Origin of the sequence: Herbaspirillum huttiense, assembly GCF_047300815.1 — a bacterium.
Classification (GTDB): Bacteria; Pseudomonadota; Gammaproteobacteria; order Burkholderiales; family Burkholderiaceae_D; genus Herbaspirillum; species Herbaspirillum huttiense_A.
This window is the reverse complement of record NZ_CP178608.1, coordinates 1,952,374-1,976,088: the sequence shown is the minus strand read 5'-3', so window position 1 is coordinate 1,976,088 and position 23,715 is coordinate 1,952,374. Positions and strand designations below refer to the sequence as shown.

At 63.2% G+C, this 23,715-nt stretch carries 19 protein-coding genes; 8 read left to right on the top strand and 11 right to left on the bottom strand.

From position 1 onward, the window contains the following. Positions 1-204: 204 nt before the first annotated feature. Positions 205-660, bottom strand: a complete 456-nt coding sequence (locus ACLRDN_RS09030) for an Hsp20 family protein (protein ID WP_039786560.1) — start codon at positions 658-660, stop codon at positions 205-207. Positions 661-1,737: 1,077 nt separating this feature from the next. Here ACLRDN_RS09030 and ACLRDN_RS09025 point away from each other — a divergent pair. The 3 genes from ACLRDN_RS09025 to ACLRDN_RS09015 are packed head-to-tail and all read left to right on the top strand — an operon-like array spanning position 1,738 to position 3,107. Further along, entirely contained in the window at positions 1,738-2,325 is a 588-nt protein-coding gene (locus ACLRDN_RS09025) for a hypothetical protein (protein WP_413459849.1), read from the top strand. Positions 2,326-2,331: 6 nt separating this feature from the next. Beyond that, complete coding sequence (locus ACLRDN_RS09020; RefSeq protein ID WP_209580919.1) at positions 2,332-2,856, top strand: hypothetical protein; 525 nt, start codon at positions 2,332-2,334, stop codon at positions 2,854-2,856. Between the two features lie 35 nt (positions 2,857-2,891). Continuing rightward, entirely contained in the window at positions 2,892-3,107 is a 216-nt protein-coding gene (locus ACLRDN_RS09015; protein ID WP_413459848.1) for a hypothetical protein, read from the top strand. Positions 3,108-3,131: 24 nt separating this feature from the next. Here the strand turns inward: ACLRDN_RS09015 and ACLRDN_RS09010 are convergent, their stop codons facing one another. Continuing rightward, positions 3,132-3,758, bottom strand: coding sequence for an FMN-dependent NADH-azoreductase (locus ACLRDN_RS09010; protein ID WP_413459847.1), 627 nt, complete (start codon positions 3,756-3,758; stop codon positions 3,132-3,134). Further along, a complete protein-coding gene (locus tag ACLRDN_RS09005) occupies positions 3,755-4,240 on the bottom strand; it encodes a GNAT family N-acetyltransferase (RefSeq protein ID WP_413459846.1) in 486 nt (161 codons plus the stop codon). The genes ACLRDN_RS09010 and ACLRDN_RS09005 overlap by 4 nt, the downstream gene beginning before the upstream one ends. Before the next feature lie 97 nt (positions 4,241-4,337). On the opposite strand from ACLRDN_RS09005, the gene ACLRDN_RS09000 reads away from it, so the two are divergent. Both ACLRDN_RS09000 and ACLRDN_RS08995 read left to right on the top strand, forming a co-directional pair. Beyond that, on the top strand, positions 4,338-5,810 hold the full coding sequence (locus ACLRDN_RS09000; protein ID WP_413459845.1) for a PLP-dependent aminotransferase family protein: 1,473 nt from the start codon (positions 4,338-4,340) through the stop codon (positions 5,808-5,810). A gap of 98 nt (positions 5,811-5,908) precedes the next feature. After that, positions 5,909-6,361, top strand: a complete 453-nt coding sequence (locus ACLRDN_RS08995) for a carboxymuconolactone decarboxylase family protein (protein ID WP_413459844.1) — start codon at positions 5,909-5,911, stop codon at positions 6,359-6,361. Between the two features lie 16 nt (positions 6,362-6,377). On the opposite strand, the gene ACLRDN_RS08990 is transcribed toward ACLRDN_RS08995, so the two are convergent. Continuing rightward, on the bottom strand, positions 6,378-7,223 hold the full coding sequence (locus ACLRDN_RS08990) for a LysR family transcriptional regulator (protein ID WP_413459843.1): 846 nt from the start codon (positions 7,221-7,223) through the stop codon (positions 6,378-6,380). Between the two features lie 154 nt (positions 7,224-7,377). On the opposite strand from ACLRDN_RS08990, the gene ACLRDN_RS08985 reads away from it, so the two are divergent. Beyond that, positions 7,378-7,761 (top strand): tautomerase family protein, encoded by a 384-nt coding sequence (locus ACLRDN_RS08985; protein WP_413459842.1) that lies wholly within the window; start codon positions 7,378-7,380, stop codon positions 7,759-7,761. Between the two features lie 80 nt (positions 7,762-7,841). Beyond that, positions 7,842-8,948, top strand: a complete 1,107-nt coding sequence (locus tag ACLRDN_RS08980; protein ID WP_413459841.1) for an MBL fold metallo-hydrolase — start codon at positions 7,842-7,844, stop codon at positions 8,946-8,948. Positions 8,949-9,039: 91 nt separating this feature from the next. Here ACLRDN_RS08980 and ACLRDN_RS08975 read toward each other — a convergent pair whose 3' ends face one another. The 6 genes from ACLRDN_RS08975 to ACLRDN_RS08950 all read right to left on the bottom strand — a co-directional run bounded on the left by ACLRDN_RS08975 (position 9,040) and on the right by ACLRDN_RS08950 (position 14,002). Then, positions 9,040-9,369 (bottom strand): DHCW motif cupin fold protein, encoded by a 330-nt coding sequence (locus tag ACLRDN_RS08975; RefSeq protein WP_413459840.1) that lies wholly within the window; start codon positions 9,367-9,369, stop codon positions 9,040-9,042. Between the two features lie 21 nt (positions 9,370-9,390). After that, positions 9,391-10,587, bottom strand: coding sequence for a PLP-dependent aminotransferase family protein (locus ACLRDN_RS08970; RefSeq protein WP_413459839.1), 1,197 nt, complete (start codon positions 10,585-10,587; stop codon positions 9,391-9,393). 83 nt (positions 10,588-10,670) lie between these two features. Continuing rightward, the gene (locus tag ACLRDN_RS08965; RefSeq protein WP_039786637.1) at positions 10,671-11,129 is read right to left on the bottom strand and encodes a RidA family protein; all 459 of its coding nucleotides are present in this window, start codon (positions 11,127-11,129) and stop codon (positions 10,671-10,673) included. A gap of 207 nt (positions 11,130-11,336) precedes the next feature. Next, entirely contained in the window at positions 11,337-12,260 is a 924-nt protein-coding gene (locus ACLRDN_RS08960; RefSeq protein WP_145602679.1) for a DMT family transporter, read from the bottom strand. Between the two features lie 60 nt (positions 12,261-12,320). After that, positions 12,321-12,920, bottom strand: a complete 600-nt coding sequence (locus tag ACLRDN_RS08955) for a LysE family translocator (RefSeq protein WP_413459838.1) — start codon at positions 12,918-12,920, stop codon at positions 12,321-12,323. Continuing rightward, complete coding sequence (locus ACLRDN_RS08950; RefSeq protein WP_413459837.1) at positions 12,917-14,002, bottom strand: threonine dehydratase; 1,086 nt, start codon at positions 14,000-14,002, stop codon at positions 12,917-12,919. The genes ACLRDN_RS08955 and ACLRDN_RS08950 overlap by 4 nt, the downstream gene beginning before the upstream one ends. A gap of 166 nt (positions 14,003-14,168) precedes the next feature. Between ACLRDN_RS08950 and ACLRDN_RS08945 the strand changes: the two genes are divergently transcribed. After that, positions 14,169-15,665, top strand: a complete 1,497-nt coding sequence (locus tag ACLRDN_RS08945; protein ID WP_413459836.1) for a PLP-dependent aminotransferase family protein — start codon at positions 14,169-14,171, stop codon at positions 15,663-15,665. Positions 15,666-15,709: 44 nt separating this feature from the next. On the opposite strand, the gene ACLRDN_RS08940 is transcribed toward ACLRDN_RS08945, so the two are convergent. Further along, entirely contained in the window at positions 15,710-23,617 is a 7,908-nt protein-coding gene (locus tag ACLRDN_RS08940) for a calcium-binding protein (protein ID WP_413460373.1), read from the bottom strand. Positions 23,618-23,715: the final 98 nt, after the last annotated feature.

The following is a 23,715-nucleotide window of genomic DNA, read 5'->3' as shown; positions in this document are numbered from 1 at the left end:
TTCTTTTGAGCAGCCGGTCCGGCGTACGGGCGCGCCGGGTCGTGAGCGGTGACTACACTGCAGTGCAGAGTATGTAACGTAACCAAGCAGGTAACTGGCGTCAATCACAACCATGGCAATGGACGCAAAAAACCGCCCGATCAGACGGGCGGTGAGTGCGAGGCGGCGGCCTTTGATGGCCGCCGCTCAGTGCCAAGGCTGCAATCAGGCGGCGCGTTCCAAGCGCTGGACGTTGCTGTCGTCGGCGGCTCCGATTTCGATCTTGCGCGGCTTCAGTGCTTCGGGGATTTCACGGACCAGCTCGATGTTGAGCAGGCCGTTTTCCAGGTTGGCACCGACCACCTTGATGTGGTTGGCCAGCTGGAAGCGCTGTTCGAAGTCACGGGCGGCGATGCCACGATGCAGGAAGTTGACCTGCTTGTCTTCCTTCTGCTTGCGGCCGGTGATTTTGAGGGTTTCGTTTTCGGTCTCGATGTCGATTTCGCTGCGGGCGAAACCGGCCACGGCCATGGTGATCCGGTATTTGTCCTCAGCCACCAGTTCAATGTTGTACGGCGGATAGCTGGGCTGATCAGCGCGCTGGGCGTTGTCGAACATCTGGGCCAGGCGATCGAAGCCGATAGCGGTACGGTACAGGGGGGAGAGATCAAAAGTACGCATAAAAATATCCTTTCAGTTAAGCGATGTTTTCGTCGCAGACCTCAACGTCGAGCATCTGCTGGTACCGATCTAGGGATGGGGATTTTGGTTTTCAAGAGATTTTTAGAAAAAATTTGAGCCCTCTTTTGTATTGCCATCCGATACGCGATTTTTCCCTCCAAGCAAGCCGACATCGCGACACGTGTGTCATTGCACCATCGAAAAGCCAGACGCTTTCACGGAATTGCCTACCGTACGATCCCACTCCTATCCGATCTCGATTTTTTCCTAGAAAAAGTCAGAGCATCTTTGAGATTGCCTGCCTATTCAGGCGGGCAACGCGCCATCAGCGGACTTGTTTGGCATGCTCGCTCCTCTTTCAACTTCATGCGATCACGCAGAGACAAAAAGATGAGCTACAGAAATTTGGCACCAGGAATCTGGCTTCCAGCCAACATGCTGTTACTGAACATGTCGCTCCCACATGCGAGACAACTGTCCTCTGCAACGTTAGTGTCGTCGTCGCCTAGTATGCCGGCGCGAAGGCCCTGAACATGTTCTGGCGCGCATTCATCCGTGAAGGAGATACCGTGATCCCTGGCGGAGGCTTGGTCCAACCCAAAGCGCAAAGTCCTCGCATTCGGTATAGCGGGAAATTGGCTTGCTTCGAAGGTGATCCTGTCTACTGCAATTCCTGCAAGAGCTGGGGAACTACTCAATGTGTTCAACCATTTCGTCCGCACAGGGGGCCCGACGGCAGGCAAGTCAATCTTGATGGTGACCTATGTCTTTGCAAATGCCCTGAACCGCCCAGACTCAAAGCCTTGCATAGCGATGTCCGGATGGGATTCGAGGGTGAGCTGCGCCACGCATCCAGCTCACATTCTGGCAGCCGGCAAGACGACTTCTCCCCTGCCGCTCTCTACGATCAGCGTTTTTTGGTTCAACACGCTCACAGCCGCGCACCAATGGCAAATGTCAGATACAGAATCACGCTGGCTGACGGCAAAACGTGTATCGGTCTGACAAACGAAGACGGATTCACTGAAACGGTGTCCTCCGATACTGCGCAACACGTCAAACTTGAGGTCCCTTTTTATGACGACAACCCAAACACTCTTGACCCCTGCCTCGGATCCGACACCTGTCGTTGTTAATATGCTGCCTGAATTGAGCGGTCCACAATGGGTAACACGATTTCCCGGCAGCAATCGCACAAGCGATCTGAACAGCAGTTTTCGTCAATCTGCAGAAGACTTCATCGCGGCGTTGAGAGCTGCAGGAGCGAATGTCAGAATATCGGCCACATACAGGCCGCGTGAACGCGCTTACCTGATGCACTATTGCGTGAAGATTTCGAAGGGCCTGATTGCACCTGACAAGGTTCCCAAGATGAGCGGTGTAGAAATAGAGTGGGATCACGGTGATGGACGTGCCTCCAAAAACGCTGCAGCAGAAATGGCCAGAGGCTACACAATCGTTCATCCCCCCGCTTTGATTTCCCGGCACACGGAACGTGCCGCCATCGATATGACGATCACGGGAATCATCGGAAAGACGATGCTTGACGCATCTTCGCAAGCTGTTGAAGTCACCGACAATACCGTGCTCTATCGCATTGGTGCGTCTTATGGATGCCATAAGCTCATTCCCGACCCGCCGCATTGGTCCGATAACGGGACGTGAAAAGCGATGAAACTGTTACCAATCATCTATTTGCTGGTGCTCTCCCCGCTGGCACAAGCGCAAATCAACATCGGCTTCTACAAGCAAGAAAAGAGCGGCCTGAGCCTTTACACGACCGCCCCACTGACCGCAATTCACAGGATTGCGCTTTGTGCCGATCCGTCTGATAACCCGTCAGCTTGCTATTGGCTCAAATCAAATGAGTTCAAGCAAGCTGAAGCAGTGGACGATGTCATGGCAGAGCAGACAGTGATGCACTACCGCATGAGCAGGCACATCAGTCCTGGCATCAAGACAGGACAGGGCATCGCGATCATCAACGCTGAGCAGGTCAGGCGCTCGGCCAACAGCAGCTTCATCGCAATCGCCCAGCGCAAGCACTACAAGATTCTGATTTGTACGGGTGTTGAAGGAATCAACCTTGAGCTGCTCGATGGCCCGCGCAAGCTTCACAGCCTGTATTTCTATCTCGGTTACGATACCCTTCCCACTTGTGAAAATACCGGGCCGATCGACGTCAAGAGCCAGTAAAGCGGAATATCAAATCACTACCAGACATAGAAGACGTGCTGAAAGCCTTCCTCGCCACAATGGCAACAACAGAAGATGCCTCATGGATTCTTTATGTTGTCGCTCTTTTTCAGGTCTCGGTTGCGGTCCTTCATCTTGAAAAGCGGTTTCACCATCGGACCATATCGACCATCCTTCTGGTCGTCTCCGCTCTGCTGGTTCCACTGCTTTTGATCGCCGGGTTTTACATTGCAATGCGACCCGTCGCATAAGAGTCACCGTATTTCGAATGCGTCTTACGTCTGCCAGCCCCTTGAAAACTGCCGATCCAGCTCCACGGCCACACGTTCGCGCTCGTTGCGTACCGCCTGCGCGCCCGCAGCCAGGCCCTCCATCACGGTAAAGCGCAGGTCATGCAGCCCGATGGTCGCCAGCGCCACCTTCAGATAGGGCGTGAGGAAATCCGCCTGCCGTGCCGTCGCGCCGGTGAAGCGCCCGCCGGAGACCACCGCCACATGCACCGGCCGGTCACGCAGCAGGCCGGCCTTGACATCGGGGGTGATGGCAAAGGTACGGCGCACCCGCACCACGTGATCGATCCAGGCCTTCAGGACCGAGGGCACGGTGTAGTTGTGCATGGGCGTGCCGATCACTACCTGGTCGGCCTGCTCCAGCTCTTCAATGAGACGGTCCGAGAGGGTCAGCGTGCCCTGCCCCGCATCACTGCCGTCCGAGGCGACAGGGGAGCCCAGTGCATCGGCATAGGCGGCATCGACATGCGCAATGCCGGTAGCGTAGAGGTCGCGCAGGATCACCTGTGCCTGTGGATGCTGTGCGGCCATGCGCTCGACGATCTGGCGCGAGAGCCACCAGGCATTGGAGGCCTCCTGACGCGGCGAGGCAAGCAGATGCAGGATCTTCATGCGGCACCTCCGATGGCCTTGCCAAAGCGCAGTGCGCCAGTCAGCATGCCCTGGCGAAAATAGAAGCGCTGTGCCAGCGCATTGGCCATGCCGGTATCGAGCACCAGGCGCACGCAACCGGCCTGGGCCGCCACCTCCTCCATCGCTGCCAGCAGCCGTTCGCCCCAGCGTTTGCCGCGCTCAGTACCGGCGGCCACCAGGTCATCGACATAAAGGAAAGGACCATAGACCAGGTTCTCTTGAAAGCGATAACCGGCGAGCGCAACGACCTTTCCCCGATCCCAGGCGGCCAGGATGCGGTAGCCCTGAGGGATGGCACGGCCGATGCGCTGAAGGAACTCGTCGCTGTCGCGCAGATGCGGACGCAGTTCGTGCATCACGGGAAAACAGGCCAGCTGGTCGGAGGCGCTATCGGCGTGGCGTAGCGCGTCGTCGGTGAGGCGCCAGTCAGGCGCAGGAGTGATTTCGGAAACCGGGTCCATGGTAGAAGGGTCGATGCGATCAGAGTTGGAAAGAGCCTCATCCTAATGAGTCGATGGCATAATCAGGAGATCCAAGAAATGACATTTCGACTGGTCCATGATTTCCCTGCCTCCCTCCTCCCTGATCCGACTCGACAGCAACACCGGCGAAGCGTACTACCGCCAAATCTACGCACGCCTGCGCAGCGCCGTGGCTGACGGCCTGCTGCAGCCGGGTGACCGCATTCCCTCGGCACGGGCACTGGCGACTGAACTGGGATTGGCGCGGGGCACGGTGGAGGCCGCCTATTCGCTGCTGGCCGCCGAAGGTTACGTGGAGGCGCGCGGACAAGCCGGGACCGTCATTGCCGCCGGGGTCCGCCCGGCATTGCAGGCAGCGGCCGGCAAGGCAACGGCTGCCCCTTCGCGGACATCGCCCGTGGCGGCGCGCCATCCTCTCCTCCCGGACGAGGGGCAGGCCGAACCCAAGGGTCCGCGTCCCTTCCAGATGGGCATCCCGGCGCTGGACGCCTTCCCGCGCAAGATCTGGGCACGCCTGGCCGCACGCGCAGCGCGGGCCACGCAAGCCGCCGACATGCTCTATCCCTCCCCGGCCGGACTGATGGCACTGCGCACGGAGATTGCGCGCTACCTGCAGTTCTCACGCGGGATCGATTGCCGGGCCGAACAGGTCTTCGTCACCTCCGGCTATCGCGACAGCCTGAACCTGATCACCCGCACCCTCCTCCAGCCGGGCGACAAGATCTGGGTGGAAGACCCCGGCTACACCCCGACCGCCGCCCTGCTGCGCGCGGCCGGCATGCAGCTGGCCGGCGTGCCGGTGGACGGCGACGGCATGCAGGTCGAGTACGGCCAGCGCCATGCAGCCCGCGCACGCGCCGCCGTGGTCACGCCAGCACATCAGAGCCCGACTTGCGTGGCCCTGTCGCTGCCGCGCCGCCTAGCGTTGCTGGAATGGGCCGCGCGTGAACAAGCCTGGATCGTGGAAGATGACTACGACGGCGAATACCGCTACGTCAGCCGCCCCTTGCCTGCACTCAAGAGCCTGGACCGCGAAGACCGCGTCCTCTACGCCGGTACCTTCAGCAAGGTACTGTTCCCGGCCATTCGCCTGGCCTACCTGGTGGTGCCGCAATCGCAGGTGGAGCGCTTCAGGCAGAGTGCGCAGCTCTTCTCCGGTGCCGCGCCGGCCCTGACGCAGCATATCGTCGCCGATTTCATGGCCGAGGGGCATTTTGCCCGCCATATCCAGCGCATGCGGCGCCTGTATGCCCAGCGCCGCACCATGGCCATCGCCGGTCTGGAAGGCGTGTTGCATTCCCATGTACGGATCGATTCGCCGCCCGGTGGCATGCATCTGCTGTTGCGTCTGCAGGGCCGCCGCTCGGACCGGCTGCTGGCGGAAAAGATGCGCCAGCACGGCATGTTCAGCCGCGCCCTGTCGGAATGCCTGCTGGCACCGCGCCCCGGAGTGCCACCGATGATCATGCTCAGCTTCACCAACATCGACAGCCGCCGCCGTGCCGCCGAGCTGGCAAGGCGCATCCTGCCCCTGCTGGCACCCGCCTGACATGGACTAGTTCGAATCACCATTCTTGGCACTTATCGACTGGTCCATGCAGGCGCATGATGGCGACTCGTTTCCATCCCATCCAGGAGCCAGTCCCCATGTCCGCCCGCATCGATCTCTACAAGAATGCCACCACCGCCTATGACGGCCTGCTGTCCGTGAACCGTCATCTCAAGCAATGCAGCCTGCCCGCCGACCTGGTGGAGCTGGTGTTTTTGCGGGTGTCGCTGATCAACGGCTGCGCCTACTGCATCGACAAGCATTCGCGTGATCTTCTCAGCAGCGGCATGCCGGTCGACAAGCTGGTGCTGGTCCCGGTCTGGCAAGAAGCCGGTCCGCTCTTTACGCCGCGCGAGCAGGCGGCACTGGCCTGGGCCGAAGTGGTCACGCGCATCGACCAGACAGCGGCGCCGGATGCGGATTACCAGGCCGTGATCCAGCACTTCACGGCACAGGAATACAGTGAGCTGACCATCGCCATCGCGTTGATGAATGCCATGAACCGGCTGGCCATCCCTGGCCGCATGCAGCCACAGGCAGCGCGCGCCTGAGGCACCGCGCCCGACCTCAGGACGACTTCAACGCCGCCACCAGCGTGCGCAGCGCACCCTGCAGGCGCGGCTCCTTGACCCGGGCATGCAGCCTTACCTGGGCCAGTGGCAGCCTGGGCAAGCCCAGGCGTTCGCCCACGTCCACCGCGCCGGGCGGAGCACTGCGGTGGAGCAGCGCCGACACCGCCAGGCCCGCACTGACCGCCGCCCCCACGGCCAGAATGCCGCCACCGACGAAGACCTCCACCCAAGGGATCCCCGCCGCATCGAGCCGTCGCAAGGACAGCTCGCGGATGCGGCAGGCCGAGGAAAAGGTTGCCACCCGCAAGGCCGGACCGGCCCAGCATTGCGCATCGGGATGGGCGAACCAGCCGATGCGTTCTTCCATGACCAGCTTGCCGCCCTTGTCCTGCGGTTCGCGGCGCACGATGACGGCATCGAGCTCGCCGCGCTCATAGGCCGGCATCAGGTCATGCGAAGAACCCACGCGCACCTCCACCACCACGCCCGGATCAACCGCGTGCACCTGCGCCAGCGCACGCGGCAAGGTGGCGCCGGCCACATGGTCGCTGATGCCGACCGAAAAGCGGACCGGGCCCTGGTCCAGCTGTTCCAGCGCACGTTCATGTGCCGCCAGCAGGCTGCGTGCGGCCGGCAGGAACTGCTGCCCTTCGGCCGACAGGCGCACCTGGCGCGGCGTGCGTTCCAGCAGGCGACGGCCCAGGCGCTGCTCCAGCTTCTTGAGTTTGAAGCTGATGGCCGATTGCGTGCTGTCCAGCGCTTCAGCCGCCCGGGTGAAGCTTTGCAGGTCGGCGGCCAGGACGAAAGCCTGGACGGCATCCAGATCCAGCGGTTTTTCCATGGTGCAGGGTCCTCACGCTCCAAAATCCATGATGAAGAATTTCAATCATTGAAATCATCAATCAGTGGTTTTTCAAATGATTGCACCAGCATAGCATGCAAGGCATGGAGAGAAAGCGCTCCGTCATTTCAACCACACCTGCAAGGAGAACATCATGCCCCTGGTCCGCATTTCCGTATTGCGCGGCAAGTCCCGCAACTATCGCCGCGCCATCGCCGACAACATCTACGAAGCCCTGCGCGAGAGTTTCAATGTGCCCGAGGAGGACCGCTTCATGGTCATCACCGAGCATGATCCGGAAGACCTGATCTTCAGCCGCAGCTACATGGGCATGGCGCGTACGGATGACTTTGTGCTCATCCAGCTGACGGTCAGCAATACCCGCACCCAGGCCCAGAAGAACGCGCTCTACGCCGCCATCGTGGCTCGCCTGCAGCAGAACCCCGGCATCGGGCCGGATGACGTGATGATCAGCCTGGTCGAGGGCGACAAGGGCAACTGGTCATTCGGGCGCGGCCTGGCGCAGTACGTGATGTAGCGTGCATCGGCTGCAGGCCGCGCTGCGGCCTGCTAGGATGTCGCTCATTGTCATCACTGCGCGGCCACCGCGCCTCTTCCATGCCCCCTGCGACATCCTGCCTGCGGCAGCCCCTGCGACACCTCACCCGTGGCCTGGCGGTCGTGCTGCTGGCTGCCGGCCTGACTGCCTGCTCTTCCTCCAGCAAGTACTACGATCCCAACAAGAGCAATCGCACCGAGACGGGGTTTCGCAACAACTACCCGCAGCCCGAACGCGGTTCCCTCTTGAAATGGCAGTGGGAGCGCCTGACCCAGGGCCTGCCCAAGCCGCCCGACAACAATTACCAGTTTCCCGTCGTCAAGCCCGACCTGGCCTGGCTCAAGGCCAACCACGGCAGTCCCAGCGTGACCTGGATCGGCCATGCCACGGCGCTGGTGCAACTGGGAGGCAAGAACGTGCTGACCGATCCCATGTTCTCGCAGCGGGCCTCGCCCTTCTCCTTCATCGGACCATCGCGCAAGGTGCCGCTGCCGGTACAGATCAGCGAGCTGCCGCATATCGACGTGGTGGTGATCTCGCACAACCATTACGACCACCTGGACCAGGCGAGCGTGGAGCAATTGAATCTTCAGGCAGGCGGGCCGCCGCTGTTCCTGGTGCCGCTGGGGGTGCGTGACTGGTTCCTGGCGCTGGGCATCACCAACGTGAAGGAAATGGACTGGTGGGACAAGACCGGGCTGGACAACCTGGACATCTACTTCGTCCCCGCCACGCACTGGTCGGCGCGTGGCGTGTTCGACCGTTCAGAGACCTTGTGGGGTGGCTGGGTCATCCAGGCGGCGGCGCAGCAAGCGGGTGCCGAGCCCTTCTCGGTTTATTTTGCGGGGGATACCGGCTATTCGAAGGACTTCCGCGACATCGGCGAACGCTTCGGCCGATTCGATTTGGCGCTCATCCCCATCGGGGCCTACGCGCCGCGCTGGTTCATGCAGAACCAGCACGTGGACCCGGCCCAGGCCGTATTGATCCATGAGGACGTGCGGGCCAAGCGATCGGTCGCCATTCACTGGGGTACCTTCGAGTTGGCCGACGATCCGCTCGACGAGCCGCCCAGGGAACTGGCCAAGGCCCTGCGTGAAGCCGGGCTGCCGCAAGAGCAGTTCGTGACGCTCAAGCATGGGGAGACGCTCAAGCTGGATCAGTGAATCAGGGAGTGCATCAACAACAAGGCCCGCATCGTTTCCGATGCGGGCCTCGTCAAGCATGCGTTCGTGCAAACCGCGCTACCTCTGCCAATCAATCCACAATGAACAACTTCGCCCCCACCGCCGTCGACGACCGGTGCGGCTCAGCATCATCGGCCACCTGATAGCTCATGCCCGGCTTGAGGACAAACGTGCGGCCATCCTCCAGCTCGGTATGCAGCTCCCCTTCCAGGCAGAGCAGCACATGTCCTTTTACGCACCAGTGATCGGCCAGGTAACCCGGCGTGTACTCGACCATGCGCACGCGCAGGTCGCCGAACTGGCAGGTGCGCCACCAGGCCGTACCGGTCACGCCGGCATGCTCGGTGGCGGGGATCTGGCTCCAGTCGGTGGTGCCGAAGGGCAGATTGGCGATCTTCATCCGTGAAACGCTCAGCCCTGCTTACAGCTTGGAAGCGATCAGCTTGCCCAGGCGCTCCACACCAGCACGGATCTGCTCCGGCGGCACGGTCACGAAGGACAGGCGCAGCGTGTTCTTCTGCGCCACGTTGGCGTAGAACGGGGCGCCGGGGACGAAGGCGACCTTCTCCTGTTCCACTGCTTCGTTCAACAGCGCGCTGGCATCGAGGTGCTCGGGCAGCGTCACCCAGATGAACATGCCGCCTTCCGGCTTGCTCCAGCTGCAGCTGGCCGGGAAGTACTGTTGCAGGGCGTCCAGCATGGCCTGGCACTGGTCGCCATAGAGCTTGCGGATGGTCGGCACGTGCTGGTCCAGGAAGCCGTCCTTGATGGCTTCGTACACCACCATCTGGGTCAGCTGCGCAGTGTGCAGGTCGGTGGCTTGCTTGGCCTGCTCCATCTTCAGGATCAGCGGACGCGGCGCCACCACGTAGCCCAGGCGGATGCCGGGGGTCAGCACCTTGGAGAAGGAACCCATGTAGATCACGCCCGACGGATTCATCGACAGCATCTTGGGCAGCGGCGCATTCTGGTAGCTCAGGGCACCGTAGGGATCATCCTCGATCAGCGGCAGGCCCAGGCGGGCACAGGTTTCCACCAGCTTGAAGCGGCGCTCTGTGGGCAGGGTGCGGCCGGTCGGGTTCTGGAAATTGGGCAGCGAATACAGCATGCGCGCGCCGCTGGCGATGGCTTCGATGGTCTCGGGTTGCAGGCCGAATTCGTCGCTGGGCACCGACTCGAACTTGGCACCATACAGCGAGAAGGCCTGCAGTGCGCCCAGATAACTCGGGGTCTCGACCAGCACCTTGCTGCCTTCGTCGATCATCACCTTGCCCAGCAGGTCCAGGCCTTGCTGGGAACCGGAGACCATCAGCACCTGTTCGGCAGTGATCTGTGCGCCATCGGTGGAGAGCGACGCGGCGATCCACTCACGCAGCGGCAGATAGCCATCGGTGGGGCCGTACTGCAGGGCCATCTTGCCTTGCTGGCTCAGCACGCGGTCGAAGGCGGTCTTCATGTGCTCGACCGGGAAGGTCAGCGGCGAGGGAAGGCCGCCGGCGAAGGAGGTGATGTCCGGACGCATCGTCACCTTCAGGATTTCGCGGATGGCCGAGCTCTTCATGGCTTCGGCGCGCTGGGAGAACTGCCACTGCAGCGGTGCGGGATTTTCGAGTTTCATACGGGTCGTTCAGTCTGTATTCGGTGGTGAGGTCATGGGCCGGGCGGCTTCTGTGGCCGCCACTGCCCTGTCATGCAAGGCGATCAGGCGATCTCGGCGATCATTTCGATTTCGACGCAAGCGCCCATGGGCAGCTGCGCCACGCCGAAGGCGGAACGGGCGTGCTTGCCGGCGTCGCCGAAGACTTCGCCGATCAGCTCGGAAGCGCCATTGGTCACCAGGTGGTGTTCGGTGAATTCACCGGTCGAATTGACCAGGCTCATCAGCTTGACGATGCGCTTGACGCGGGTCAGGTCGCCGCCACAGGCCGCCTGCAGGGTGGCGATCAGGTCCACCGCCACAGCGCGCGCGGCCAGCTTGGCGTCGTCGGTGCCGATGTCGCGTCCCAGCTGGCCAACCCATACCTTGCCATCCTTCTTGGCCAGGTGGCCGGAGAGGAAGACGGTATTGCCGGTTTGTGCATACATCACATAGGCTGCTGCCGGGGTGGCCACGGCGGGCAGTTCGATGTTCAGTGCTTTCAGCTTTTCATAGACGGACATGCGGTACTCCCTGTTGGACAGCGCCCGCTTGCGACCAAAAGGCAAAAGGCCAATGGCTCGCGCGTTGCGCGTTGACAAAATGTGAAAAAACAAGTGTTCGATTATCTCAAAAAACGGCCGCTTTAGCCCGACCCAGCTGAACTATTTCGGCTCGCAAACCCGGTCAGAGCTGCGTCAGCGGCTTGCCGCACCCTGCCTGCGCGGCCTTCAGCGGCGCACCGCCATGCGGCGGCCGATGGCCACCACCACGATCACGGCCAGGGCAAAGAGCATGTTGCTCGCATCCAGCGCTTCATGGGCGATCACTGCCGCGCCCAGCAGGCTCATGAAAGGTTGCAACAATTGCACCTGCCCTACACGGGCGATGCCGCCCAGGGCCAGGCCCTTGTACCAGAAGAAAAAGCCGATGAACATCGAGAACAGCGACACATAGGCAAAGGCCAGCCAGGCCGGCGACGAGGCGCTTACGCCATACTGCCAGCCCAGCCACACCGACACCGGCAGCATCACCGGCAAGGCCACCACCAGCGCCCAGGCGATCACGTTCTGGCCGCCCATGGTCTGCGCCAGGCGTCCGCCTTCGGCATAGCCCATGGCCGCAGTGACCACGGCGGCAAAGAGCGCGAAATCAGCCAGATGGAAACTGCCGCCCCCTTCGCGCAGGGCAAAGGCGATCACGATGCCGGAGCCCGCCAGCGCCGCCAGCCAGAAGCCCTTGGAAGGCCGCTCACCGAAGCGCAGCGCGCCGAACAGGGCCGTGGCCAGCGGCAGGAGACCGACCACCACGGCACCATGGGCGGCCGGGACATAACGCATCGCAATCGAGGAAAACAGCGGGAAGCCCACCACCACGCCCAGTGCGGTGATGATGAGGCCGCGCAATTGCTGCCGGGTCGGGCGCGGGGCCTTGATCCAGGCCAGCAGCACCAATGCGCAGACCCCTGCCACGACCGCGCGGCCGAACGCCACGAAGGCCGGGTTGAGCTCGGCCACCGCAATGCGGGTGAAGGGCAGCGTGAGGCTGAAGATGGCCACGCCGATCAGGCCCAGCCACATGCCGCGGCTTTCGTGGCGGGCCGTGCCAGTACCGGGCGCTGCTGCGGGGTGGCTGGTCTTGCTGCTGGCTTGCATGAGGGTCCCCTGAGGTCAAAACGCGTTATTGATATAAATGATTTCCATGTTCTGCCGCTGCTACAGCCAGATCGCCAGCGCCGAATAGAGTGTCAGCAAGATCATGACTGCCGCAAAGATCGCGCGCCACCGGGGCTGTTCGAGATAGCGCCGCAAGAGCGCACCGGCACCGGCCCACACCGACACGCAAGGCAGGTTGATGGCACAGAACACCGCACAATAAATCAGGATGGCCAGCCATCCGGACTGCTCATGCAACAACGGCATGAAGGCCGAGGCACCGGTAATGGCCATCACCCAGGCCTTGGGATTGGCGAACTGGAACATGGCGGCCGCCCGGAACGACATCGGCCGCACCGCCCGCTCACCCGCCCCGGAGACGGCCATGCGGCGCAACTGCCAGGCCAGGTAGAGCAGATAAGCGCAGCCCAGTGCCTTCAACAGCAGCACCACTTGCGGCACCGCCACCACCAGCTCGCCTATACCGAATGCGCATACGGCCAGCAGCACGCCGAAGCCAAAAGTGATACCGAGCATGTGCGGCAGCGAGCGACGGAAGCCGAACCAGATGCCCGAGGAGGTCAGCATGATGTTGTTCGGCCCCGGCGTGATGGAGGAGACGAAGGCAAACGACATCAGCGGCAGCAAGGCTTCGATCATGCGTTTCTCCTTTGCGCAGCCTGCGCCAGCGACATCACCTGGGCCGGTGCCAGCAGTGCATCGGCAGCCGCACCGGGGCGCGCCAGGATACCGGCAAAGACGTCATGGTCGACATTGCCGCCGGAAAGCGTGACGCCGATCTTCTTGCCGCGCAGCCGCGTGCGCAGCTGCAGGGCGGCCGCCAGCGCACAGGCGCCCGCGCCTTCGGCCACGTTGTGGGTGGCGATGAAGGCCAGCTTCATGGCATCCATCACTTCGTCATCGGTGACGGCCACGACCTCATCGACCTGCGACAGCATCACCTGCAGCGAAGCCTCATCCGGTACGCGGCAGGCCACGCCATCGGCGATGCAGGTCGAGACCGGTGCCTCGATCTTGCGGCCCGCTTCGAACGAGAGCTTGTAGGCCAGCGCATGCGCCGAGACCACGCCGATGATGCGCGTCTTGAGTCCCAGTGCATTGCGGGCGGCGACCGCACCGCACATGCCCGAGCCCTGGCCGATGGGCACCAGCACCACATCCAGCGCGGGCTGGGCGGCAAACAATTCCATCCAGTAGGTCGACACGCCCGCCACCAGGTCGCGATGGAAGGAAGGGATCATGTGCAGCTGCTGCTCGCGGGCCAGGCGCTGGGCGTGCTCGCGGCTGTCCTGGAATTCGCGGCCGTGTTCGATCAGGTCCACGCCGAGGGCGCGCATGGCGGCGTTCTTCTCGCGGCTGTTGCCCTCGGGCACGACAATGGTGGCGGGAATGCCGAAGCGGCGCGCCGACAAACCGACCGACTGGCCGTGATTGCCGCGTGTGGCGGAAATGACGCCGGACAGTTGCGGCTGCTGCCGGGCCAGGTGATGCAGATAGACCATGCCACCCCGCACCTTGAAGGCGCCGGTCGGTGCGTGATTCTCATGCTTGACCCACACCTCGGCACCCAGGGCCTGGTTCAACAGCGGCCAGCACAGTTGCGGGGTCGGCGCCATGCCGGCATAGACGATGCCGGCCGCCTGCTCGATCTCGCCCAGGCCGGGCAGCAGTTCGCTGGCAGCGCGCGGGGCTTGGCTGGCTTGGATGGACAGGCTGGTCATGACGATGGTCTCCTCGAAAAGATGCGAAACAAGAGCACTCTTCACCGCGTCACCGGGCACTTTGTCGCCAGGTCACTTACTCTTGCATTGGCTGACATCCTAGCCGACAATACCAGTACAGTACCTATACACTTTTCCAAATAGTTTCAAACATTGTCACGGTAAAATGACCAATACAGTCAAGCATCTGCGCAGCATCCCTGCCAAGACAGTTGTCGCTGACAGCGGCCTGCCCGGCTGGCCCCTGCTCATTCGCGAGGGTGGCGAGTCCCTGGTGGAGCAGATCGTGCGCGGCGTGCGGGCCCGCATCGACGACAAACTGCTGCGGGGCGGCGCGCGCATGCCCTCGATCCGGCAGTTTGCCGATGCCCATGAGATCTCGCGCTTCACCGTGGTGGAAGCCTTTGACAGGCTGGTGGCCCAGGGTTACCTGGAGTCGCGCCGGGGCTCGGGTTTTTATGTCAAGGAGCGGGTGGCCATTGCCAACGGCTACGGCAACATGGCCGCGCAGGCCGAAGCGGTCGCCGAGGCCGAGCGTGGACTGGACGTGGTCTGGCTGGTGCGCAACATGTTCCGCCAGATGCCGCCGCACAAGATGCCCGGTGGCGGCCTGCTGCCGCCGGACTGGCTCGATGGCGAACTGATCGCCAACGCCCTGCGCGCCATCAGCCGTGACAACCCTTCCCTGCTGCTGGGCTATGGCACGCCGCTGGGTTTCCTGCCGCTGCGCCAGCAGCTGCAGCTCAAACTGGCCGAGCTGGAGATCGCCGCCGCCCCCGACCAGTTCGTGCTGACCACGGGCGTGACCCAGGCCATCGATACGGTGGCGCGGCATTTCCTGCGGCCGGGGGATGTGGTGTTCGTGGATGATCCGGCCTGGTTCCTGATGTTCGGCTCCTTTGCCGCGCTGGGCGCCAAGATCGTGGGCATCCCGCGCCTGGCCGATGGCCCGGACATTGCCCAGTTGCGCGAACTGGCGGAGATCCACAAGCCCAAGCTGTACGTGATCAACTCGGTGCTGCACAACCCGACCTCGACTTCCCTGTCGGCCGCCAAGGCATTCCAGGTGCTGCGCATCGCCGAGGAACATGATTTCATCATCGTCGAGGACGACATCTATTGCGACATGCATCCGGGTTCCGCGGTACAGGCGGCCACGCGCATCGCGGCGCTGGACCAGTTGCAGCGGGTGATCTACCTGGGGGGATTTTCCAAGACGCTCTCGGCCAACCTGCGCGTGGGCTTCATCGCCACCTCGGCCGAACTGGCGCGCAGCCTGGCTGACCGCAAGCTGCTCTCCACCCTCACCACCGGCGAGATCGGTGAGCGCGTGGCCTACCGGGTGCTCTCCGAAGGACACTACCGCAAGCACGCCGAACGCCTGCGCGCACGCCTGAACGGTGCGCGCGACAAGGTCATGCGCCAGCTCGAACGCATGGGCATGGAAGTGGGCGATCCGCCGCCCTGCGGCATGTTCCTGTGGGTGGAGACCGGGCGCGATACCAATGTGCTGACCGAAGAGGCGATGGAAGAAGGATTCCTGCTGGCGCCGGGCAGCCTGTTCTCCCCCGCCCAGCTGCCCTCCACCCGCATGCGCATCAACGTGGCCGGGATGTCGGACCCCGGCATCTGGCGCTTCCTGGAACGGGCGATGGATCGCTGACCATCGCCCTGCCCGCTCTTGCCCGCTCTTGCCCGCTCAGGCCATCAGGCCGTCACCAGGTGGATGCGGGCGATTTCCTGGTTGCTGGCGTTGTAGAAGGCATAGTCGGTCGAACCGGGGAAGTAGACGTAATGGTCCGAGCCGTTGGCCATGATCTGCAAGCTCTCGGTGGTACTCATCTTGACCGTGAGGATCTTGGAGATGCCGCTGCCGGCCATGCCCATCTGGCGCACGTCATCGGCCGTGATGATCACGTTGGTGCCGCTGCCCGCACTCACGTCCAGCGTGGTGATGCCGGTGACCTTGCTGGAGAAGTTGCTCAGGTTCAGCGTCGACCCCAGGTCGTCAAAGTGCAGCGTCGTCACCCCGGCGCCCCCGCTGATGGTGTTGATGTTGGAGGTGCCGGTGGTCTGGTTGACCATGTCGCTCTTCGCGCCCGCCGCACTGTGGGAACCCGCACTGACGTTGATGAGGTTGTTGCCGGTGCCGACCGAGACGGTATTGGTGCCGCCATCGACGACATTGAAAATATCGGTCCCCGAACTGGCGCCACCGCCGCTGAGCACGTTGGTCGTCGTCGTGCCGCGTGCGGAGAGAGTATTGGCTGCGCTGTTGCCGGTCAGGGTGCTGTCGACGTTGGCGCTGCCTTCCAGGTTGGCAATGCTGACGTAGCTGTCGCCGCTGGCGTCGCCGCCACTGCCGCCCGCGACCAGGCTGGCCGAAATCGCGCTGCCGGTCGAATACAGGTAGCTCACCGTATCGCTGCCCCCTGCCCCGCCGTTGAAGATATTGGCTGCGCTGTTGGCGTAGAAGGTATCGCTGCCGGCGCTGCCGGTGGCATTCTGGATGTTGACGTAGGTATCGCCCGCCGCATAGCCGCCGCTGCCGGTGCCGTGGAACAGGTCCACCACGACCGGCGTGCTGCCCGAGCGCGTGTAGTTGACCGTGTTGTTGCCCGTCCCGCCATTGAAACTGTTGGCCACGCTGCTGGCATAGAAGGTATCGTTGCCCGAACCGCCGGTGAGGTTGGCGATGTTGGTGAAGGTGTCGCCCACCGCATAGGTGCCGGTGGCCGCCAGGGTGTTGGTCAGGTCCACCGTCACGCCGCCGGTATCGTACTCGTAGCTCACCGTATCGACGCCGCCGCTGCCGCCGTCGAACTTGTTGGCCTGGGTACTGGCCTTGAACAGGTCGTTGAAGGCGCTGCCGATGACGTTGTCGATGTTGAACAGCGTATCGCCGTCGGCATCGCCGCCGGTGCCGGTGCCGTTCTTGAGATCGATGGTCACGGCCGAGCCCGAACCGGCATAGGAGGCATAGGTCGCCCCACGATTGGTGAGAGCCGCCGTGATGGTGTCAGCTCCGCCGCCGCCTTCCAGCACCGATTGAGTACCGGACGTCGCGAAACCGGTCAGGGTGTCGTTGAAGGCGCTGCCGACCACGTTCTCGATGTTGACGTAAGTATCGCCCTGCGCATAGTTGCCGCTGCCCGAGCCCGAGGACAGGTTCACCGTCACGCCGGTGGTGCTGTCGCTGCTGGTGGAGAGCGAGTAGTTCACCGTATCGGAACCACCCGCGCCGCCATTGAGCTTGTTGGCATTGGCGCTGGCGAAGAAGGTATCGCTGAGGCTGCTGCCGATCAGGTTGTCGATGTTGTAGAGCCGGTCACCGGCGGCATCGCCTCCCGTGCCCACGCCGGTCTGCAGGTTGATGCTCACGCCTGCCGTGGAACCCGCGTAGGACGCATAGGTATCGGCCCGGTTGGCGACCACCGCCGTGATGCTGTCGGCACCCTTGCCGCCGGTCAGTACCGAGGTGACGCCTGGCGTGGCAAAGCCGGTGAGGGTATCGGCCATGTCGCTGCCGATCACGTTCTGGATGTTGCTGTAGGTATCGTTCTGGGCGAAGTTGCCCGAGCCGGTGCCCGCGCTCAGGTCCACCGTGACACCGGTGGCATTGCTGCTGGTCGAACGGGCGTAGCTGACGGTATTGGAGCCGAGGCCACCTTCGAGCGCGTTGCCGGCGGCACTGGCGATGAAGGTATCGTCAAAGTTGCTGCCGGTGAGGTCCTGGATATTGACCAGGGTGTCGCCCGCCGCATAGCCGCCCGAGGTGCCGGTGCCATCGGTAAAGTTCAGGTCCACCGTGACCGCCGCGTTGGAACTGGCGTAGCTGACGCGGTTGTGCAGCGAGCCGGTACCGCCGTCGAAGCGGTTGCCCAAGGCACTGGCGACGAAGACATCGTCGTAGATGCTGCCGGTGAGGTCCTGGATGTTGGTCAGCGTATCGCCTGCCGCGTAACCGCCCGAGGTACCGGTGCCGTTGGTGAAGTTCAGGTCCACCGTGACGGCCGCATTCGAACTGGCATAGCTGACCCGGTTGTGCTGGGTGCCGGTGCCGCCGTCGAAGTTGTTGGCCACGCCGCTGGCCACGAACGTATCGTCAAAGGCGCTGCCGGTCAGGTCCTGGATGTTGGAGAGCTTGTCACCGGCCGCATAGCCACCCGAGGTGCCATTGCCGTTGGTGAAGTTCAGGTCCACCGTGACGGCCGCATCCGAGCTGGCGTAGCTGACGCGGTTGTGCGTGCCGCCGCTGCCGTCGATGACATTGGCCACGCTGCTGGCCAGGATGGTGTCGTCGAAGGAGGAACCGATGACGTTGGGGATACCGCTGTAGCTGTCGCCCTGGGCGAAGCCGCCGGTGCCGGTTCCCGCGGCCAGGTTGACCGTGACGGCCGCCGTCGAATTGACATAGCTGACCGTATCGGAACCGCCGCCGCCAGTGAAGCTGTTGACGTTGTTGTCGGCGATGAAGAGATCGGCGTAGCTGCTGCCGATGACGTTCTGGATGTTGCTGTAGGTGTCGCCTGCTGCAAAGCCATTGCTGCCCGCACGCTGGAACAGGTCCACGGTGACGCCGACGCCATCATTGGCGCGCGCATAGCTGACCGTGTTGGTCCCGGCACCGCCCTCGAAATTGTTGGCCGCGGCACTGGCCACGAAGGTGTCGTTGAAGTCACTGCCGGTGAGGTCCTGGATGTTGACCAGGGTATCGCCGGCGGCATAGCCGCCCGAGGTGCCGGTGCCGTCGGTGGAGTTCAGGTCGACGACCACGCCGGCGGTTGAACTGGCATAGCTGACCCGGTTGTGCAGCGAGCCGGTACCGCCGTCGAAACGGTTGCCCAGTGCGCTGGCGACGAAGACATCGTCGTAGATACTGCCGGTGAGGTCCTGGATGTTGGTCAGGGTATCGCCGGTGGCATAGCCGCCCGAGGTGCCGGTGCCGTTGGTGAAGTTCAGGTCCACCGTGACGGCCGCATTCGAGCTGGCATAGCTGACCCGGTTGTGCTGGGTGCCGGTGCCGCCGTCGAAGTTGTTGGCCACGCTGCTGGCCACGAAGGTATCGTCAAAGGCGCTGCCGGTCAGGTCCTGTATGTTGGAGAGCTTGTCACCGGCCGCATAGCCACCCGAGGTGCCATTGCCGTTGGTGAAGTTCAGGTCCACCGTGACGGCCGCATCCGAGCTGGCATAGCTGACGCGATTGTGCGTGCCGCCGCTGCCGTCGATGACATTGGCCACGCTGCTGGCCAGGATGGTGTCGTTGAAGGACGAACCGATGACGTTGGGGATACCGCTGTAGCTGTCGCCCTGGGCGAAGCCGCCGGTGCCGGTTCCGCCGGCCAGGTCAACCGTGACGGCGGCCGTCGAATTGGCATAGCTGACCGTATCGGAACCGCCGCCGCCGGTGAAGCTGTTGACGTTGTTGTCGGCGATGAAGAGATCGGCGTAGCTGCTGCCGATGACGTTCTGGATGTTGCTGTAGGTATCGCCCGCCGCGAAGCCGTTGCTGCCCACGTGCTGGAACAGGTCCACGGTGACGCCGACGCCGTCATTGGCGCGCGCATAGCTGACCGTATTGGTCCCGCCACCGCCCTCGAAATTGTTGGCGGCGGCACTGGCCACGAAGGTATCGTTGAAGTCACTGCCGGTGATGTCCTGGATGTTGACCAGGGTATCGCCCGCCGCATAGCCGCCCGAGGTGCCGGTGCCGTCGGTGGAGTTCAGGTCGACCACGACACCCGCATCCGACCTGGCATAGCTGACCCGGTTGTGCGAGCTCGCCGTGCTGGTGCCGCCGTCGAAACGGTTGGCCACATTGCTGGCCACGAAGGTGTCATCGAAGCTGCTGCCGGTGAGGTCCTGGATGTTGGTCAGCGTATCGCCTGCCGCGTAACCGCCCGAGGTACCGGTGCCGTTGGTGAAGTTCAGGTCCACCGTGACCGCTGCGTTCGAGCTGGCATAGCTGACCCGGTTGTGCGAGGAGGCGCCACCGTCGAAGTTGTTGGCAGCCAGACTGGCGACGAAGGTATCGTCGAAGCTGCTGCCGGTGAGATCCTGGATGTTGGCGAGCTTGTCGCCGGTGGCGTAACCGCCGGAAGTTCCGCTGCCATTGGTGAAATTCAGGTCTACCGTCACGCCCGCATCCGAACTGGCATAGCTGACGCGGTTGTGCGAGCTGGCCGTACTGGTGCCGCCATCGATGCTGTTGGCTTCGCTGCTGGCGATGACCAAGTCGTCCAGCGAGGAGCCCACCACGTTCTGGATGCCGGTGTAGGTATCGCCTGCAGCAAAGCCGCCGCTGCCACTGCCGGTGACCAGGTTGACGGTGACGGCCGCCGTCGAGAAGGCGTAGCTGACCGTATTGGAACCGAGCCCGCCGGCCAGGACGTTGGTGTTGCCGTCGGCGATGAAGGTGTCGTCGTAGGCCGAGCCGATCACGTTCTGGATGCCGCTGTAGGTGTCTCCCCCCGCAAAGCCATTGCTGCCGGTGCCATGGAACAGGTCCACGGTGACGCCATTGCCGTCGCTGGCCTTGGCGTAGCTGACCGTATTGGTACCGCCTCCGCCGACGAAGTCGTTGGCCGCCAGGCTGGCGATGAAGGTGTCGTTGGCGGTGCTGCCGGTGACGTTCTGGATGTTGACGTAGGTATCGTTGTCGGCATAGCCGCCGCTGCCGCTGCCCAGCACCAGGTCCACCGTGACCCCGGCGTTGGATGCGGCATAGCTGACCCGGTTCGAGCCGGCCCCGCCGTCGAAGTTGTTGGCCGCTGCACTGGCCACGAAGGTGTCATTGCCGACCCCGCCGGTGAGATCCTGGATGTTGGAGAGCTTGTCGCCCTGCGCATAGCCGCCGGAGGTGCCGGTGCCGTCGGCGTAGTTCAGGTCCACCGTCACTGCGGTGGTGGAGGCGGCATAGCTGACGCGGTTGTGGTTGGAGCCGGCGCCATCAAAGGTATTGGCGTCGGCGCTGGCCACGAAGGTGTCGTCGTAGGCGCTGCCGATGAGGTTCTGGATGTTGCTGAAGGAGTCGCCTGCGGCATAGTAACCGCCGGTGCCGGTACCAATCGCATTGGTCAGGTCGATCGTCACGCCGCCGGTCGAGAAGATGTAGCTGACCGTGTTGGAACCACCGCCGCCGTTGAAATTGTTGACGTCGGCGCTGGCGATGAAGGTGTCATTGTAGGCGCTGCCGACCAGGTTCTGGATGTGCGCCAGCACGTCGCCCTGGGCATAGCCGCCGAAGGTGCCGGTGCCGTCCGTGTGGGTCAGGTCGACCGTGACGGCGGCATTGGAACTGGCATAGCTGACCGTGTCCGAACCGCCCAGTCCGCCGTTGAAATTGTTGGCGGCAGCACTGGCGATGAAGGTGTCGGAGTAGGAGCTGCCGACGATGTTCTGGATGTTGGTGTAGGTATTGTTCTGCGCGTAGCCGCCGCTGCCGCTCATGGTGATCATGTTCACCGTGACCGCACCGGTGGAGGCACCGTAGTTCACCGTATCGGAACCGCCGCTGCCACCGTCGAAGTGCACGCTGTCCACGCCGGCGATGAAGACGTCATTGTAGGCTGAGCCAATCGCATTCTGGATGTGGTTGTAGCTGTCGCCCTCGGCATAGCCGCCGGTGCCGCGTCCGGAGACGAAGTTGATCGACACCCCGGCCGTGGAACCCGCATAGCTGACCGTATCGCTGCCGCCGCTGCCACCATCGAAACTGTTGACGTCGGCACTGCCCACGAAGGTATCGTTGTAGGCGGTACCAATGACGTTCTGGATGCGCACGTAGGTATCGCCCGCTGCCGCCCCGCCGCTGCCCACGCCGCTTTGCAGGTTGACGTTCACCCCGGCGTTGGAGCTGGCATAGGACACCGTGTTGGACCCCAGCCCGCCATCGAAACGGTTGGCCTCGCCGCTGGCCACGAAGACATCGTTGTAGTCGCTGCCGATGACGTTCTGGATATGTGTATAGGTGTCGCCCTGTGCGTATCCGCCGGTGCCGGTGCCGGTGACCAGGTTGACTGTCACGGCACTGTTCGATGAAGTGTACGACACTGTATCGGACCCGCCGCTGCCACCGTCGAGCCGATTGACCGCCGCATTGGCCACGAAGGTATCGTCGAAGGCGCTGCCGCGCAGGTTCTGGATATTGCTCAGCTGGTCGCCCTGGGCATCGCCGCCGGTGCCGGTGCCGGTCACCAGGTTGACCGTCACGCCGGCCGAGGAACCGGCATAGCTGGCCGTGTTGACATTGGTGCCGGTACTGTTGACACCGCCCACGATCTGGTCGGCCCCTGCCCCGCCCTGGAAGAAGGTATTGCCGGTCCCGCCGATGAGCACGTCGTTGCCGCTGCCGCCGTAGAGCAGGTCATTGGCATTGCTGCCATAGACCGTCACACCGCCGTTGCCGGCATGGATTTCGTGCGGCAGGCCTTGGGCCGGCAGCACCAGCACCGGGTCGCCGGTGGCCGGATCGAGGTAGCTCAGGTCGCCATAGCCGGTGGCATCCTTGACGGCCACGTGGCGTGTATCGTTCAGGGTGAGCTGGCCATTGGAGGTGGCCACCACGGTGGTGAAGCTGAGGTCGAAGGCCTGGTGTACCGGTGAGGATGAGTTGGCTTCCACCGTACTGTACTGGAACTGTATCGGGAAGTCGGTCTGGCCGGCGGCTACCGTCATCTGGAAGCGTCCGCCACCGAGGTCGGTGCCGTTGACGATGGACATGCCCGCCGGCACGCCCGAGACCGTCACCGACAGCACCGTGCCATTGCCGGTGATGGTGACATCGAACACCTTGATGAAGGTGCCGGCATTGTTGCCCGCCGCGTAGATGGTACGCACGCTGTCAGGGGCATTGATGACCTGGGTACTGAACTGCAAGGGCAGCCCGGCATCGGTGGCCGAGACAGGAATGCCGCCGCTGCCGTAGAGCGTGTCGCCAGTCTGGGTGGTGGTGGCCAGGTTGACCAGCTTGATCGCCATGGACGGCTGGGACGGATCGACCACGATGGTGGAGGGCTTGCTACCCGGGCGTTCCGGCGGCAGCTGCGGTTCCGTCGGCTTGGTCGGCGCGTCGTTGGAATTCGGATTGATCTGGGGCGAAAAGACCGGCGGCGTATTGGACACCAGGTTTTGTGCTGCCGCTGCCGTGGCACCGACGGTGGTGTGCGTGGTATCGCCACCGACCACCGCCCCGGCCGAGGTGGAGGATTTGGACGTGCCGCTGCTGCTGGTCAGCGAGGCCGAATTGTCGCTGATGATCTGGGCGAACTGGGTCGCGCCTTCGTTGCCGATGCTGGCCGAGTTGCGGTCCACCGTCACCTGCTGGGCCGGCGCCACGTTGGGCGGCGAGACCACCGGATCGGAATTGAGCACCCGCGACTGGTCATTGGGCTTGAGCGAGATCTTGCCCACCGTATCGAGCAGCTTGCCGGTGTCCGCGCTGATGTCGGTGAACTTGACCTTGGACTTGTCGTCCATGGCCTCCATGGCACCGCCGGCCAGCACCACCTTGGTGCCATCGGCCATGTGCAGCACCATGTCCACGTCGACCACCTGCACGTGCTGCACGGCCGCGCGGGTGGCGCTGACCTGGAAGCTGCCGGCCTGGTCGGGCATGACCACGCGCACGGGTCCTGCTACCTTGTCCGCGGAGTTCGCTTGTGATGAGCTTGCGGTTGCCATGTTTCCTCGCTATCGAAGATCGTTCGGATGTC